This is a genomic window from Candidatus Hodarchaeum mangrovi (assembly GCF_975850365.1).
On record NZ_CDLCQJ010000150.1, the window covers coordinates 1 to 17,045 of the forward strand.

General features: G+C 34.0%; 14 protein-coding genes. 8 read left to right on the plus strand and 6 right to left on the minus strand.

The annotated features are described in order from the left end of the window. A partial coding sequence (locus ACWVCY_RS14580) for a deoxynucleoside kinase (protein ID WP_455143795.1) occupies positions 1 to 630 on the minus strand: 630 nt, incomplete at its 3' end. 235 nt (positions 631 to 865) lie between these two features. After that, positions 866 to 2,326 (minus strand): MFS transporter, encoded by a 1,461-nt coding sequence (locus ACWVCY_RS14585; RefSeq protein WP_455143797.1) that lies wholly within the window; start codon positions 2,324 to 2,326, stop codon positions 866 to 868. 724 nt (positions 2,327 to 3,050) lie between these two features. Here ACWVCY_RS14585 and ACWVCY_RS14590 point away from each other — a divergent pair. Genes ACWVCY_RS14590 through ACWVCY_RS14615 form a run of 6 tightly spaced genes read left to right on the plus strand, consistent with a single transcriptional unit; the run spans position 3,051 to position 10,014 of the window. Then, complete coding sequence (locus ACWVCY_RS14590) at positions 3,051 to 4,706, plus strand: ABC transporter substrate-binding protein (RefSeq protein ID WP_455143798.1); 1,656 nt, start codon at positions 3,051 to 3,053, stop codon at positions 4,704 to 4,706. Between the two features lie 45 nt (positions 4,707 to 4,751). Then, positions 4,752 to 5,768, plus strand: coding sequence for an ABC transporter permease (locus tag ACWVCY_RS14595; protein ID WP_455143800.1), 1,017 nt, complete (start codon positions 4,752 to 4,754; stop codon positions 5,766 to 5,768). A gap of 24 nt (positions 5,769 to 5,792) precedes the next feature. Further along, entirely contained in the window at positions 5,793 to 6,710 is a 918-nt protein-coding gene (locus ACWVCY_RS14600; RefSeq protein ID WP_455143801.1) for an ABC transporter permease, read from the plus strand. Next, positions 6,673 to 7,737, plus strand: coding sequence for an ABC transporter ATP-binding protein (locus ACWVCY_RS14605; protein ID WP_455143803.1), 1,065 nt, complete (start codon positions 6,673 to 6,675; stop codon positions 7,735 to 7,737). Before ACWVCY_RS14600 ends, ACWVCY_RS14605 begins: the two co-directional genes overlap by 38 nt. Next, on the plus strand, positions 7,727 to 8,914 hold the full coding sequence (locus tag ACWVCY_RS14610) for an ABC transporter ATP-binding protein (protein ID WP_455143805.1): 1,188 nt from the start codon (positions 7,727 to 7,729) through the stop codon (positions 8,912 to 8,914). Before ACWVCY_RS14605 ends, ACWVCY_RS14610 begins: the two co-directional genes overlap by 11 nt. 11 nt (positions 8,915 to 8,925) lie before the next feature. Next, the gene (locus tag ACWVCY_RS14615) at positions 8,926 to 10,014 is read left to right on the plus strand and encodes a M24 family metallopeptidase (protein ID WP_455143807.1); all 1,089 of its coding nucleotides are present in this window, start codon (positions 8,926 to 8,928) and stop codon (positions 10,012 to 10,014) included. An 11-nt stretch (positions 10,015 to 10,025) separates the two neighbouring features. On the opposite strand, the gene ACWVCY_RS14620 is transcribed toward ACWVCY_RS14615, so the two are convergent. Then, the gene (locus tag ACWVCY_RS14620) at positions 10,026 to 10,640 is read right to left on the minus strand and encodes an ArsR family transcriptional regulator (RefSeq protein ID WP_455143808.1); all 615 of its coding nucleotides are present in this window, start codon (positions 10,638 to 10,640) and stop codon (positions 10,026 to 10,028) included. Between the two features lie 645 nt (positions 10,641 to 11,285). On the opposite strand from ACWVCY_RS14620, the gene ACWVCY_RS14625 reads away from it, so the two are divergent. Further along, a complete protein-coding gene (locus ACWVCY_RS14625; protein ID WP_455143810.1) occupies positions 11,286 to 12,518 on the plus strand; it encodes a zinc-dependent alcohol dehydrogenase in 1,233 nt (410 codons plus the stop codon). A gap of 78 nt (positions 12,519 to 12,596) precedes the next feature. On the opposite strand, the gene ACWVCY_RS14630 is transcribed toward ACWVCY_RS14625, so the two are convergent. Then, positions 12,597 to 14,306 carry a thiamine pyrophosphate-binding protein gene (locus ACWVCY_RS14630; protein ID WP_455143812.1) on the minus strand — a complete coding sequence of 570 codons (1,710 nt, stop codon included), beginning with the start codon at positions 14,304 to 14,306 and terminating at the stop codon, positions 12,597 to 12,599. 267 nt (positions 14,307 to 14,573) lie between these two features. On the opposite strand from ACWVCY_RS14630, the gene ACWVCY_RS14635 reads away from it, so the two are divergent. After that, positions 14,574 to 15,608, plus strand: coding sequence for an NAD(P)H-dependent flavin oxidoreductase (locus ACWVCY_RS14635; RefSeq protein ID WP_455143813.1), 1,035 nt, complete (start codon positions 14,574 to 14,576; stop codon positions 15,606 to 15,608). Between the two features lie 33 nt (positions 15,609 to 15,641). On the opposite strand, the gene ACWVCY_RS14640 is transcribed toward ACWVCY_RS14635, so the two are convergent. Together ACWVCY_RS14640 and ACWVCY_RS14645 are read right to left on the minus strand one after the other, a co-directional pair. Beyond that, the gene (locus ACWVCY_RS14640; protein WP_455143815.1) at positions 15,642 to 16,499 is read right to left on the minus strand and encodes an MBL fold metallo-hydrolase; all 858 of its coding nucleotides are present in this window, start codon (positions 16,497 to 16,499) and stop codon (positions 15,642 to 15,644) included. Between the two features lie 62 nt (positions 16,500 to 16,561). After that, positions 16,562 to 16,855: a TIGR04076 family protein gene (locus tag ACWVCY_RS14645; protein WP_455143817.1), complete on the minus strand. Its 294-nt coding sequence runs from the start codon at positions 16,853 to 16,855 to the stop codon at positions 16,562 to 16,564. Positions 16,856 to 17,045: the final 190 nt, after the last annotated feature.

Genomic DNA, 17,045 nt, shown 5'->3' on the forward strand with positions numbered 1-17,045 from the left:
AAATGGGAGTCTTAACACCCTCATACCTCTACTCCAAGCAGGATAGGCTGATTCAATCTCTGTTAACAGTTCCAAATATCCCTGTTCTAATTCTTTAAGATACGCAAGAGGAATCAGTCCATCACGCTCAGCTTTTCGATCTCTGGCTTGTATACGTGCCTGAGCGATTTCTGGAGTAACTTCCATAAAAATTATAATACTCGGAGGGATTAAAGAATTTGTCATAACAGAATAAGCTCTTTCATATATTGCCCATTCAATTCTATCCATTTTACCAGCTTTATAAAGCATTTTGGCAAAAACACGATCACCAGGCAAACCTCTATCAATTATTACACCTTGACCAGTAATTGATTCAAATGAACCTAGTTTCTGCAATGCATATCTTCTATGAAGAAGATCAATTTGCATAGCGAACGCCCAACGGTCTTGATCTCTATAAAACATCTCCAAGAGTTCTAGATTTACTGGTTCATATATTGCACGAAAATTAAGGGTACGTGAGAGCTTTTTAGTTAAAGTTGTCTTTCCACATCCGATTATACCTTCAACCCAAATAACAGGCTTAGGTTTTGACTCAAATAATTTATCTAGATTCGTTTGAAGAGTTTCAACGTCTTCTTCGACCATATTAGACTCACTCGCAGAAAATTATATCGCTCTAAATTTAAAGTTTTATGTTGATAAAATAAAAAATTGATTTTAAATTTCCTTTGTTGAATTGATATTTTTTTTTAACCTTCTTTGTGAATGAAGAAAGTGAAGAGGTCTCAAAAATCAGGAGAATACCAATAGCTTTAACCTGAATATTTAATCAACACATTACTACAATATTTAAAGATTCATGATTTGGTAAATAAATAGTTCAACTTAATTGACCAAAATTTATGGATGATCCACGAAGATAGGAAATAATTGCACTCACAAAAGCAAAAAGTGCAAAAATGAAGAAAGTTTGACCTAGACTTGTGTAATAACTCTGAACGAAGATATTCCCAGATGAAATATTGCTAGGATTATTTAAGATGAAAAATAAGGCAAAAAATGAGGAACTTACAGTAGTCCCGAAAGCAAATCCAATGTTACGAGAGAGCCCAATTAAGCCAGAAACGACACTAACATCACTTTTGGGGGCAGCGTTCATTATTGAAGTTCCATTAGATACAGTAAAGGTGGTTAGTGATCCCGCTGCTAAAGCAGCCAAGGGAACAATTAGAAAAACTATTTCTAAAGTATTAATAGGAAAAATGAGAAACAAAAAAGAGAGAGCTAAAACAAATGCACTTAATAAGATAGCACCGAATGCAGTTGATCGTTTAGCTTCAATTTTTTCAGCTAAAAATCCAGCAAATGGTCCCATAATTGCCATAGCAAAAGGAGGAACTACCATCAATAATCCTGTTTGTGATTGCTTGAAAGAAAGCACTTCCTGATAATAGAATGGTAATAGGAAGATCACACTGTAATAAACCATATAACAAAGAAACGAAGAGATCATTCCAATCAAAATTGTTCGATTTCGCATAATTCGGATGGAAATCATTGGTGTCGGATGGGAAGTCTCAATTCGAATAAAGATTAATCCTCCTATAAAGGATAGAACTAAAAAAATGCTCCCGATAATGTCTCCTTTGAAAAGCATTAAAACTCCCTGAACAAGAGAAAGAGTAACTAAGATAAAAATGATCATCCCTCTGTAATCAAGCTGAACTCTTTTTTTGGGAGTTTCCGGAATGAACCGATGTACAAGTAAAATTCCTAGCAGCCCTATTGGTACATTTATCAGAAAAATACTGGGCCATCCTACAAATTCAGTTAATATTCCTCCAAGTACAGGACCAGAAGAAAGAGCTGAAGCAACTACAAGTGAATTAACTCCTATCGCTCGACCACGAATTGCCGGTTCAATATAAGTGATAACTAATGCCAATCCATTTGCCATGAGACCTGCTCCACCAGTAGCTTGAAAAATACGAGAGATAATAAGAATTTCTAAACTGGGGGAAAAGGCACATAATAAAGATCCAGTTATGAAAATAAGCATTCCCAGTTGGAAAATTAGTTTACGACCATAAGTATCCCCCAATGAACCTCCAATCCCTATTAAAGAAGAAATTATTAAAAGATAAATAATTGTGATCCATCTAATTCCTTCCATATCTGTATTCAAAGCATTAGCGATTGTCAACAAAGAAACATTCACTATTGATCCATCCATGGCCGATATGAATGTGCCTATAGAAGTGATTGGAAGGATCATTCTGAGAGGTATAATAATATTTCGAGAAGAAGATGATCTGCTAGGTTCACTATTATTGGGGTTCATTTAGATCAGATACTCTTTATTTGGAATGAAGGAGAACAGTTGCAGTTGATTTGAAAAGGATTATTCTAGGTCATTTTTTACCTTTGAACTGATAGTAAGAAACAGTATGATATTAAGAGAAGATAAATCAGATATTTACGACTTTAGTGCTGATAGTATACATCTGTAGAAAGAAGGAGGAGTAGATATAAGATTTTATACTTTGAGAAAAAACTGTAAAATGTTTCTAAAAGATGTGTAGCAAGAATATGACCTTTATGCGAGAAAATTTAAATTTAATTACTTGATTCATTGAATATAACCTTTTGATCTCTTCTAATTGCATTAAAGTTTATGTAACACAATGTATTCTACAAAAAACACAATAAAGTGTTTTGATTTTCAAAACGTGACTATTCTTAATGAGATGCTCTTTTTATTTTTTATTAATATGTACGTATGTTATATTTTGGTGGATAGCCAAATAATAAACAACTATTGTACTCTCAAAAAAATAGAAATGCCCACCAAATTCCGATTCAATTCTCGATATTAGAATAATTGATAGGGTTAACTCATTCTGTCAGGTTAATACTTAAAAGAAACAATGAAATTTCTGTTTAAGACTTTTCTTTCAATACTAACCTTTATAAAGAGTTTACTTTTTAAAACTGTATGTCTGTTCATATGTGCATATACACATATGAATCTGATTTCTTAATCTTTTTCACACTAGGTGATTTGGATGCTGAAAAAAAAGATAAATTCTTATGTATTAGTCGCAATAATATTTTTGGGGGTATTTGGGACATTCCAGATTCTACAGATGAATTTAACAAGGTCTACAGCTTTAAGCGATGACGAAATTGTAATCGGAACAACAGATTCAATCATGAGTTTGGACCCAGCCCATGGATATGACATTCTATCTTCAACCATCATGATGCATTTTACCCATGGCCTTATGGAGATGCCAGTTGATTCCACTGATGCTGTAAAAGGTCCTATTGTCGAATCATATACTGTAAGTTCGGATGCAAAAGAATATACTTTCGTACTAAAAACTGGGATATTTTTTAGTGATGGAACCCCTTTTAATGCTTCAGCTATGATCTGGAATCTCAATCGTGCATTAACACTTGGAGGAGACAGCAGTTTTCTATTAACAGATGTTGTTAATAGAACTGAAAAAGTGGATGAAAATACAATAAAGATATTTCTCAATACACCAGACGCCACTTTTTTAAATCGTTTGACGTATCCAATTGGATGGCCAATTAGTACTATTTCACTATCAGTAGATGAAATTGGTGGAGAACCAGATTCTATTCCTGCCGGTTTAGGCCCTTATATCGTTTCCTCTTGGACAAAAGATACCGAAATCATCTTAGACCGAAATCCTAATTACTTTGGAACCGCACCAAAGAACAAGAAAATTATTATCAAATTCTTTAGTGATTCGTCAACCTTGCTTACTGCATTAGAAAATAATGAAGTTGATGTGGCAAATAGACAATTCGGACCTGAAGAAATGACAACAATTCAGAATAATCCCGACCTTGGATTCCAGCTGAAAGAAACTGCAGGTATTCGATATTTAGTTATCAATTGTCTTGATCATCCAGATGTAAGAATCAGAAGAGCAATAGCAGCTTCAGTAAACAGAAGTGAAATAACTGCCACTATCTTCAATAATTTTAATAAAGAACTCTATAGTATGGTTCCTGAAATATTCACAAGTCATATTGATGCCTTTGAAGCTGGGCCGACAATGTCCTATGTCACAGGCAATATGACTGCAGCAGGTTACTCAACTTCAAATAAATATCCCATAGAGCTATCCTATACACCAACACACTATGGTGATACAGAGAAAGACGTTGCAGAATTGGTTGAGCAACAATTAGAAGCAACTGGATATTTTGAAGTGACTTTAATGTCATCAGAATGGGGAACCTTTGTCGAAGCTTTTCTAGCACAAACTATGCCATTCTATCTACTTGGATGGTGGTTCGATTATCCTGATCCAAGTAATTATGTCGCTCCTTTTGTAGGACCAACTCGTTATTCAGCTTACGATTCAAGTGAGATGGATGGATATGTAAACACAATGATAACGGATCCTGATGCAGCTGATAGGATGACAGCAACTATCAATGCTCAAAAAGGTTTTGCAAAAGACGTTCCAGTCGTCCCCTTGTTTACAATGGTATCTCAATTTATAGCATATCAAAAGGGTATAACAGGAGTTTCTTTAGAACCATCTGAAAACATTCACTTTAATTCTATAGAGAAAACTGGAGCAGATGGAACACCAGGATTCGACATTTTCTACACTTGCATAGGAATATTTATCATTGGATCAGTACTTTTATCAAAAAGGAAGAAAAAAAGAGTATAAACCCTCTTTTTTCTCATTTTTTTTAATAGAGTTCAGTGATATTTAATGACGTCTTTGAGAACTTTCTTTATTACAAGAATAATCCTAATATTACCAATGATCTGGATACTTGTGACCATTGTTTTTTTTCTATTGAGAGTACTTCCAGGAGCAAATCCAGTCGCAGTTATGAATCCACAAATACCACCGGAACATATAGAAAGATTAAACGAAAACCTTGGTTTAAATAAACCACTCTTAGAACAATATTTTGATTTCCTAATTCAAGCATTCACACTTGATTTTGGAGAATCTTATCGTACCAACATTGATGTAGTCAAAGAGATCCAATTAGCTTTTGGTCCCACACTAATGCTAGCTTTTTTTGGTACCTTAATTGGAGTTCCTCTTGGAATATTATTAGGAGCTATTGCAGGTACTAATCGTGAGGGATTTAAAGACCATGTAATAAGGCTATATACAATTGGAATATATAGTATTCCGATTTTTCTTGTCGGAATTGCTATGCAGGTGATTTTTTCATATATTCTAGATATTTTACCTCCTTTATCATTAATAAAGGCTGGAGCTACAGAAGATTTCAACCATTACACAGAAATATGGTTAATTGACACAATATTGAGTGGAAGAATTGATTTAACAATAGATATTCTTTTACATTTGATTATGCCAAGCTTAGCCTTAGGAATGTTAATTGCAGGAGTTATAGCGAGACAAGTGAGAACAAATATGATTCATCATATGGAGGAGAATTATGTTCACTATGCCCGATCAAGAGGAATTCCTGAAAGGACGATAAGATATCGATATGTTCTTAAAAATGCTGTTACGCCAATTATCGGCTTAATCAGTTTACAATTTGCATTATTGCTGGCTGGAGCTATACTAACAGAAACAACTTTCAATATCCCAGGATTAGGGAGGTATTTGTATTTAGCTATACAAAATAAAGATTTTCCAGCCGTACAAGGGGCAATGATAATTTTTGTAATTATTGTAAGCATAGTAAGTCTCTTTGGTGATGTAATTTACGCTATATTAGATCCTCGAATTGTTTACTAGATCAATGGAGTCTGTGTAGTGAGAATGGATACTTATCATAAAGAAATCCCCCTCATAAGTCACTTTAGGAAGCTTAAATCTAGTATAATGCATAATAAATCTCTAACAATAGGATTGTTAATTTTTGGAATAATTCTAATAATGGCAATTTTTGCAGATATTATAGCTCCTTATCACTATGCTCAGACTTGTAAAGATTGTGGTCCTGAATATCCCAATTGTCGCTACTGTCCTCCCACGATTCAACACCCATTTGGCACAAATTTACTTGGTCGTGATATGTTATCACGAATAATATATGGTTCAAGAATCGCATTACTAATGGCAATGAGTTCTACTATTGTTGCTTTAGTGATTGGTGTACCATTAGGGATAGTTTCAGGTTATTTTGGAGGAAAAGTAGATAGACTTTTAACTATGACTGCTGATGCTATTTATTCATTTCCATCATTACTTTTAGCAATTACTTTGGCAATTTATCTTTCTGTTTTTGGTGATTTTAAAATAATTGCTGCGGTTGCTTTTAGTACTGCAATAGTTTATGCACCTTCTTATTTTCGAGTAATAAGATCTCAAGTATTACAAATTAAGGAAGAAACTTTTATCAAAGCAGCACAGTCAATTGGGGCAGGAAAACTAACAATTCTCTTACGCTACATTACTCCAAATATATTAGCTTCTTCAATTGCCATAATTCCTTTTAATATGACTGAAGCAATATTAACTAATGCTTCGCTTGCATTTCTAGGTTTAGGAATACAAGCACCAACCGCCGATTGGGGATATGATCTTCAAGATGCTCGAGCACTTTCAAAAGTACGTTTATATCCTTGGTTAATAATGTTTCCTGGTCTAATGATATTTTTACTTTCATTTGCATTATCTCTGATAGGTGATGCTCTTAATGATAAGTTTAATCCCCTTCTTAGGGAAAGAGGATGATATGCTAATGTCAGATGAAAAAATCTTGATAATCAAGGATTTGACTGTCAATTACCCAGTAGATGGAAATATCATAAGAGCAGTTGATAAAGTGTCCCTTTTTTTAAACTCAGGTGAAGTTTTAGGGCTAGTTGGAGAATCAGGCTGTGGAAAAAGTACTTTAGGCTTTGCAATTCTTCGATTACTAAAAGGAGGAAAAATCGAAGAAGGAAATATATTTTTCAAAGGAAATAATTTATTAAAAATGTCTGAAAAAGAAATGCAGAAGATAAGAGGCTCTGAAATGTCTATGATTTTTCAGGCATCACAGAATGCCTTAAATCCTTTACAAAAAGTCTCAGATCATTTCATTGACACACTAAAATTTCATAAAAAATGGAATGAAACTACTTGGACTGAAATAATGCAGCTTATAGATCAATTGGAAATCCCAAAATCTAGATTGAATGATCATCCATTTCAATTCTCTGGAGGCATGCAACAACGAATTGTTATTGCTCTAACATTAATTTTAAAACCAGAATTGATTATTGCAGATGAACCAACTACAGCATTAGATGTCTTAGTACAAGCTAGAACGTTAGAAATCCTTAAAGAATTAATCAAAGATCTAAATTTGACAGTAATATATATTACTCATGATTTAAGCGTTGTTTCGAACATTGCTCATCGTGTTGCAATAATGTATGCTGGTCAAATCGTTGAAATTAGTGATACCTCAATTATTTTTAAAAAACCAGCCCACCCATACACAAAAGCTCTAATTTCTGCAATACCAGATGTAAAGGATAAAGAAAAGAAAAATTTAGCTTTCATTCCAGGTCATCCCCCTGACATGCGAAATCTACCAGAAGGATGTCGTTTTGCTGAAAGATGTCCATATGCAATATCCATATGTGAAAAAACTGTTCTAAAGGATGTCCATCTGACCTCAACGAGTAAATCTGGACATTTAATAAAGTGTTTAATGTATCAGGAAGAATATAGCCACTTATTTAATAATTTCAGTGATAAATATGAACCTTGAGTCATTAATTGAGGTAAAGAACCTTAAAAAGTATTTTCCAGTAGGACAAGGATCTTTTAAACGAATTTTCTCAAAAGAGACCGATTTTGTTCATGCAATCGATGATATCAGCTTCGCTATTAAGAAGAATGAAATTTTCTGTTTATGTGGAGAAAGTGGATGCGGGAAGTCAACAACCGCAAACATACTTGTAGGATTAGATAAACCAACAGCAGGAGAATTCATCTGGGAAGGAATTAGTATTCCATTTAATGAATTAATTCCGAAGAAAAACGACATAAAATCACAAATAATTTTTCAGAATCCATTTTCCTCCCTTAATCCGAGAATGACTCTAGGTGATAACGTACTTCATTCCTTAATTATTCACGACAAGGTACGATACAGTGATACTCAACGGAGAATTAGAAATGCTAAATATTCAGAAATGATTATGGTGATTAGTACTATAATTTCCTCCTTTTTATTTATTATCAGTTTTCTAATAAAAGGACCTCTCGCTAACTTTAGCGCACTTGGAAGCATAATATTATTCTCAATTGCATTGATTCTTTATTTTTACTTTTCTTGGCTTCAAAAAAGCAAAATTCTGGATAAGACAGTCTTAGAAAAATTTAATGAAATAGGATTATCACCTGCAGAACAATTTTATTTTAAATATCCTCACGAAGTCAGTGGAGGGGAAAGACAACGAGTTTCCATTGCACGAGCCATTATCTTACAACCTGATCTCCTGATTGCTGATGAACCAACAAGTATGCTAGATGTTAGCTGCCGTGCAGGTATTCTTGATCTACTAAAATCACTACAAAAAATTCATGGTTTAGCAATACTATTTATTACTCATGATTTAGCCACAGCACGCCATTTTGGAGATCAAGTGGCAATAATGTATGTCGGAAAATTAGTAGAAAAAGGAGATGTCAAAAGTTTATTTTTAAAACCATTACACCCTTATACAAGAGCTTTGATTGAATCTATTCCCTCAACCTCTCTCAGAAAAGGCGATTTCAATCTACCTAAAGGGGAAGTAGCTGATGCAATTCATCCTCCTACTGGGTGTAGATTTCATCCTCGGTGTCCTATTGTGGATTATGAACTTTGTAGTAAAATAGAACCTGAATTAATTGAAAAACAACAAAACCATTGGGTAGCATGTCATTACCCTTTATTGTAAAAGGTGAATTCATGTCTTTTAATAAAAAACGACTAAAACTTCTTCAAGAACAAATGAGACAGCACAAGATTCAATGTTTAGTTCTTCCTTTAGGATATAATTTTCGTTGGTTATTCGGATTTTTAGGGGAACAAACCGATAGATTTACGGTTACTCTAATAGAACAAGAAGGACCCCCTAAATTAATTGCACCTGAATATATTAAAGCTGAATTAAGTGAAAAAATCGGGATTGATGATTGTATTGGGTGGCAAGAAGCTGAAAATCCAATAGATGTCCTAACCAAACAGATTTCATATACTTCTTGTCAATCCATTGCTTTTGACCCAAGAATGTGGTTTTCAGATGTTCATCGCATTGTTCAGAATTTTCAGAAATTTGAATATTGTTCGATTGAAGAGATTTTCAACTCTTTAAGATCAATAAAAGATGAAGAAGAACAGAAATTATTGCTCAAAGCATCACAAAAAACAGTCGATTTAATTATTTCAACTTTAATGGAACTCGAGGTTGGATTAACTGAAACTGATGTGACTTCCATATTTAAGGAAAAATTAAAACCTGAAAAAGATGAAAAATTCTATTTAGAAGTATCTTATGAAGAAAATACTGCTAAGCTTCCTAGCTTTAGTCTAAACACAAAATTAAAGAAGGATAACGTTGTGGTTATTGACGCAGGGGTAACAATCGGGGACTATTGGGGTGATATCACAATTACATCAGTTTTTGGGAAAGCGAGTAGTAAATTTAAAGAAATATACAAAATCGTAAAAACTGCAAATTCCTTGGCTAAACAAGCAGTTATTGAAAATAAACGAGCTTGTGAAGTGGATGAGGCTGCACGAGCTTATATAACAAAAATGGGTTATGGAAAATATTTTACTCATCGAACTGGTCATGGAATCGGATTAGAAATCCATGAAGAACCATATATTGTCCAAACAAATCCTAATCCAATAATTAATGGCCATACTTTTACGATAGAACCTGGAATTTATCTTCCAAGAAAATTTGGGGTAAGAATTGAGGACGATATTATTAAAACTGAGGATGGTATTCTAACGAGCATCGTTCCTCGCGAAGATCTATTGGAAATTTGAGTCACAATTATCTAAGCTTCAAGTATCTTATTTATCATTAGGATTTTTCTTAATTCCTCTATTTTGGAAGAATAAAAGTCATCTATTTGACAAAGAAAAAGTTTCATATATTCTAATACTTCATTAAAGTCTTCTCCTCTCTCTAATGTAGGAAATTCATCCTGATCACCAAAAAATTTTACAAGAAAATCACTATAATATATTTGAAGTTCGCTCATCAATTTAATAGCCTTTTTTTCTTCATTGCGATTATCTGGACTAAACCCTAGCTCTTTGAAAACTTCTAAAACTCTTGGTAAGAAACCATTGAGATAAGGAATTTCTCCTGGTTGCGAGGCAATCATACGTTCTTCCTCTTCACTTAAAAGAAAAAGGGAATTGGTAGAAATTGCTGTGAATTTTTTAATAACGTATTTTTGGTCTCCTTTGCGAACCTCCTCCTCTAAAACAAACCCAGCCTCACATAGTTTCTTTAAATGACGATAGATAGTACTAATATCTTTATCCAGTATTTCAGCTATTTGATCAGCACTAAGTGATCCTTTAGCTTTCAATAAATTCCAAATTTCCCATCTAGCCCGTTCAACTACAACTTGAACAATTTCAGGATCTTTGATAATTCGCAAATCATTCCCCAACTGCTTAATATTTGAAAATTCTTTTGATTTCCAAAAAATATAAACAAGGATATCTATACTAGGCTCCTTTTTTCTATTTAAATGTTTTTTCTAAATCTAAAAAGTAAGTTCTGAAGGAGGATTAAGATGAACAAGAATTTTTGAATTTCTACTATTGAAAATATCTCTATTAAGTAAGATTAAGGCCTATTTTACTTATTCTAAGATTTAATGAGAAAAAGGAAGCATAGAATAGATCTGCCTTAGATAGAACAATGTGGCAAAAAATATTTTCATAACTTTCCCTAACAAAGGCTTCTTAATCCATTAATTTTTCAACTCATAATAACTAATCAATAGACTGAAGAGATCTTTGAAATCTGTTTTTTTCCAACACCAAGTTTGATTTTCATAATGAAAAAATGTATCCAATTATGGACTTATCTAATCTAGTTGGAAACCTAAGATCAGAACATATTTTTTTATTCTGAATAAGCAGCTGATTTATTTTCTAACCAATTTTAAATGGTATTTGTTATATTAATATAAGAATTCATTTTTTAGATAAAAATTAGTCCTATATTAAACACCAGATTCATTAATTCAATCTCAATGCAGAAAAATCTATAGAAATGAAATAAGATGGGGAAGTTTATGCAAGCACTTCGATTTCATGCTAGTATACCAAGATATTTAACTACAAAATTATTGGGAAAAATAACTCCTTTAGCCTATTATAACTTTTTTTCTCCAACAAAGCTGGATAATATCCCAGAGCCTGAAATCTTACCTGGATGGGTGAAAGTTAAGCCAATTCTTACTGGAATCTGTGGATCAGATATAAATACGATTTTACTTCAAGAAAGTCCTTTATTAGAACCGCTTTGTTCCTTTCCATCAGTTTTAGGACATGAAAATGTAGGTATTATATCAGAAATAAGCCCAGAGGTAAAAAATATCAAAAAAGGGGATCGAATAAGCTTAGATCCGATCCTTAGTTGTCGTGTCAGGGGGATTTCCCCTCTATGTCAGAATTGCACAAATGGTGATTTTGTCCTCTGTAATAATTTCGATAAGGGAAATATCAATCCTGGATTCGATATTGGGTGGTGTAATTCAACTGGTGGAGCATTTAGTTCGACATATCTAGCTCATCAGACACAGGTGTATAGGGTTCCTGAAAATGTAAGTGATCTAAATGCAGTATTAGTGGAACCATTCACAATTGGCCTTCATGCAGTTATAAGGAATTTTCCTAAAGACTCTGATACAGTTATAGTAATAGGAACAGGAGTAATAGGATTAATGGTTCTAAGTGCTCTACGAGCCTTAGGAAGTAAAGCAAAAATTATTGCCCTAGATACAAATGAAGAACGAGGAAAATTAGCGGTTGAAAAAGGAGGAGCAAATAAGTTTGTTAAAGTTGGAAAGTATTATTATAATTCTCTTGCTAATGAATTAAAAATAAGAAAGTATAAACCAATTTTAGAGAAAAAACCATTACCAGTGGGTGGAGGTGCTGATATGATTTATGAATGTGTGGGATTATCAAATACCATTGAGGATGCTTTACGTCTAACAAAGGCAGGGGGAAAACTAGTATTGATTGGAAATCCCCATAGGATCAATGTGGATTGGTCACTAGTTTGGGCACGGGAACTACAAATAGTAGGGTCATTTGGATCCTGTATGGAAACATATAAGTCAAAAAATGAACATGCATTTGATATTGCTTTACGAATGCTTAGTAACAAAAAAGTTGACCTTTCATGGATGATAACGCATCATTTTCGTTTTCCAAGTGAATACAAGAAAGCATTGAAATACTCAATGAAAAAGGATAAGTATCATGTTGTGAAAGCAGTTTTTACATTCGAAAATGAGTAATTTTTTAGTACCTTTGCCAGTCAATAGATTCAGATTTTCCTCAGAATTTTCTTTTAAATCCAATTATTACTTTTTAACTTAATCTAGACATCCTTCTAACCAGATACCTGCTAAAGTACTAAAATCAGGTGGTACGAGATTAATTTCTCTATCAATAACAAAGTCAATAACTGCGGGTTTGTCCGATTCCTCTGCAGCTTGTAAAGCTGATCTGATTTTAGATGGTTCTGTAACTCGAATTCCGAAGCAGTCCATTGCTTGAGCTATTTGATCATAACGAACATCAAAAAAGTCTACACCAATATATCGTTCATTGTAAGCTACTTTTTGACCTGCTTTAATCATACCATATGCACCATCATTCAAAATACATACAGTAAAATGAAGCCCTAGTCGTCTCGCTGTTTCTAAATCTTGAACATTGAACATAAATGAACCATCACCCATAATAGCAAATACCTTTTTGTTTGGTTTAGCTAATTTTGATCCAATCGCATAACCAATTCCAACACCTAGATGTCCAGAATCACCTGCCCATAAAAAGGTTCGTGGTTCATACACACGATTTAAGTAATGACACCAGATACCTGTATTTCCTCCGTCAACGATTGTAATGGCATCTCTTGGGAAAAAATCTCGAATCTCCTTTATAGCTCTTAAAGGATGTAAAGGTGTTTTATTTGATCGTCCTAAAGCTTCATACTCATCTAACCAAGATTTTTCAGTTGCTTTATATTCAGCTAAGATCTCTCGCTTTTCAAACTGGTTCATTTTTTGTTTTACAATTGCGAATAATTCACTGATTGTAAGTTTAGCATCACCAACAATCCCTAATTCGATTTTAGTATTTAATCCAATATTTTGAGGATCAATATCGATTTGAATAATTTTACTTTCTTCATTCCAAAATGGGGGACGTCCCCAATTCTCCATATCTCCCATACGTCCACCAATTAGCACAATTACATCTGCACACGATTGTGCAGCAATTGCTCCATAGCTAACTGGAAGCAGAAGTAAGGGATGATCATCAGGTAAAATACCACGGGCAAAGACACTTGTAGTCACAGGAATCTGAAGATATTCTGCTAAAGCGCTAATTTCAGGCGAAGCATTCGCAGCAAGCCCCCCACCTCCAACATGAATAATTGGATTTTCAGCGTGTAAAAGTATTTCAACGGCTTTTTCAAGCACTTTCGGTGGAGCAGAAGGGTTAGTAAGGTGGCGATACTGGTGAGGTTCAAGTATTGGACGATTTAATTCATTTATTTCATTTTTTGAAAATAAAACATCTGAGGGACAATCTATTAGGACGGGGCCAGGTCGTCCAGAAACCGAGGCGCGAAATGCCCAATGAATCAATTCAGGGATACGTTTCCAGTGGGAAAGAACCGCTTGCCATTTAGTAATTGGTTTAAACAGATTGATTTGATCAAGATCCTGTGTCATGCCATGGGATGGATAAATATTCCATGTTTGATTTTGAGCACAAAGAATAATCATTGGAATGCTATCAGCATGAGCAGCATACACCCCAGGAATGAGATTAGCAGCTCCAGGCCCAACTGTACCTAAACAGACACTAGGTTGCCCTGTAATACGAGCCCACGCATCAGCAGCATTCGCAGCAGACTGTTCATGCCGATAACTAACAAAGTTGATGGATTCATCATTGTAAATGGCATCAAGGATTGGATATAATTGATCTCCAGGAATACCGTGAACGAATTTGACATTTTCTTTCTTTAAACAGTTAACGATTACTTCTCCTCCAGTCATTTGTACCATATTAATCATCTCACCAATTAAAAATTACTCAACTAAGTAAAATTCTCTACTCAAAAAGATATTCCTAATAATTGGCCAAGATCCAAAATTAAAGTATAATTAGAGGTAGCTAATAAATATTCGATCAAGGTTGAAAGTAAAAATTCTCATAAAACATAACTAATTTACAGTTATAATTTGACGTAATCAAGCACAATACTAATAATAGCCTAAGTTCTTTTATTATTGAACTTACAATGAGTTATGTATGTTAGAAAGTGAAAAAAAATGACGATTAAAACCAAAATCACAGAAAGTTTGGGAATTAAACACCCAATAATTGCAGCTCCTATGGGGCCATTTTACACCACAGAGCTCACAATAGCAGTTAGTAATGCAGGAGGATTAGGCGTCTTAAGTCATATCGGATTAGCAGAAAAAGACCCCGTAGAAGAAATGAAGAAAGATATGTTGCATGTTGTTGAACATACCGATAAACCTTTCGGGTTTAATATCCGAACATCACGTATGGAACCATATGCTTCAGTTTTATGTCATGATATTCCAAAATTCATCATGGAAAATCCTAAACTCAAGGAGCAATGTATGTATGCGCTAACAAGTGCAGGTTCAGCTAAGACATTACCAAGTTCTTCAACGTTCCAAAAATTGAAAGAAGAATCAGAGATAAAACATTTTCACGTGGCTCCTGCATTGTGGCTAGCTGAAAAATGTGTTTCAGCAGGTGTTGATGGTTTAGTTGTTACTGGTGGAGAAGGAGGAGGACATCAATCCTATGAAATGGTTAGCACTCTAGTTTTACTTCAACAGGTGCAACAAAAATATCCTGACTTTCCAATAGTAGCATGCGGTGGGTTTGCAACTGGTGAAGGACTCGCAGCAGCATTAGCATTAGGAGCAGGGGCAGTTGCTATGGGATCAAGGTTTATTGCATCAAAAGAAAGCGAATTTCATGAAACTTACAAGAATGTTGTTCCTCCAGCCCACGCTCAAGATACAACGATGGCCACAGGAGTATTCGGTCCTATACGACTTTGGAAGAATAAATATGCAATAGAACATGTAATGATTGGTTCTAAAGAAGAAAAACTGGCTCAAGAATCAACATTGAGTGCAGATGATATAATTGAAACTATGAGAGCTTATGAATTAGCTTACAAAGGAAATATTGATGATGGGGCTGTTCTTCTTGGACAAAGTATTGGTTTGATCGATGACATTGAAAGTGTAAGTAATATTATAGAAAAGACAGTAAAAGACGCGGAGGCTGCATTGAAACGTGCAACAGGTCTTATTATCTAAATATAATAAAATAATCAAAGAAAAAAGAGTAGACTAAAGATTCAGTTTCCAATTGATTAAAGATTCAATTAAATTCTTCCTAGATAATTCACCATTTGTATGCATTTCTAGAAAATCGTCTTCCCCAAACATTATACTTTCAATTTCATCTACTGACTTACCTAGGGCATATAGTCCTGAAACGGTTTGATATAGTGACTCTATCTCAGTTAAACGGTCTAGGATAAAATCTTTCCCATAAATGACCTCTTTCCCGCTCGAAAAAAGTTGTAAATGATCCATATGACTTATAAAATTAAATAGCTCTTTAATTGAGTGATAAATCACAGAAATATCTTCTGATATATTTGAACTTTTTCCAAAAAGCCGTTTATACTTCAGCTGGATCCCATCTGCTACAAAAACCCATTGTTTTTGATTTTCAATAAATGCTACTTGGTCGGGAGCATGCCCAGGCATCGGAAATGATTCAAACATAAATTCCCTCGTCTTTGTATAAATTGTCTTGGGAATTTGTTCAGCTTTAATGGGGAGCACTTTTTCCCCCCATGCAATTTTTCGATATAATGGATATGTAAAACCATTTTTAAGAACTGGTATACCCTCTGAACTAGCATAAACAGGGATGTTATATTTTTCTTTTACTAAATAAGCTCCACCAGAATGGTCTTCGTGAGTATGAGTTAAATAACAGGCTTCAATGTTGTTAATACCAATTGATTTAAGGAATTCTTCGAACTCTTCTACCCCTCCTGGAGCTCCTGTATCAATAAGAATACCATCAATATAATAACATGACGTCCAAAAAGGAGAAGTAAATATTTCATGATCAGACGCCCAACACCATTCCTGAATCTCCCCATTGCTATGGGAAATATATTTGGTTACCATTTTGAAGCTACCAATTGTTAAGTGCGTAATATTGATTTAAATCAATTAATGTTAATCCATCTCTAATTTTCACTTCGGGTCATTTTATAGACTACAGGATGAATCGCATCAGGGCAACTTATCGAAAAAGTATTTGGGTCTTGTGGATCATATATATTTTTTCCCCCATAAGCCAGTACTAATAAATAAGGATGAAGAACAGAGAGAGCGGAGGGACACATTTTGTTTCGATCTTTAGGGTATTGGAAAACATTTCCAATCTGAAATCCACGGGAACATTTTCCATTATTATGAATATTTGTTATTTTTATAGTAATTTGGGGGACTTTAGGTAATTCATCATCTGTTGGTAACATTTGTATCACAATTATTCAGCTAATACTTTCTAAATCACAAAGAAAATTTCAAATATTAACAGCTTAGGAAATAATTATTTCTTCCCAATAAAAAATAGGATTGATGCACTGGTAATTCCTTTTTCCTGAATTTGTGTCTTAATCATTTCTCCCTCTTTTCTCAATTTTTGTATATTAGGATGATCTTTTA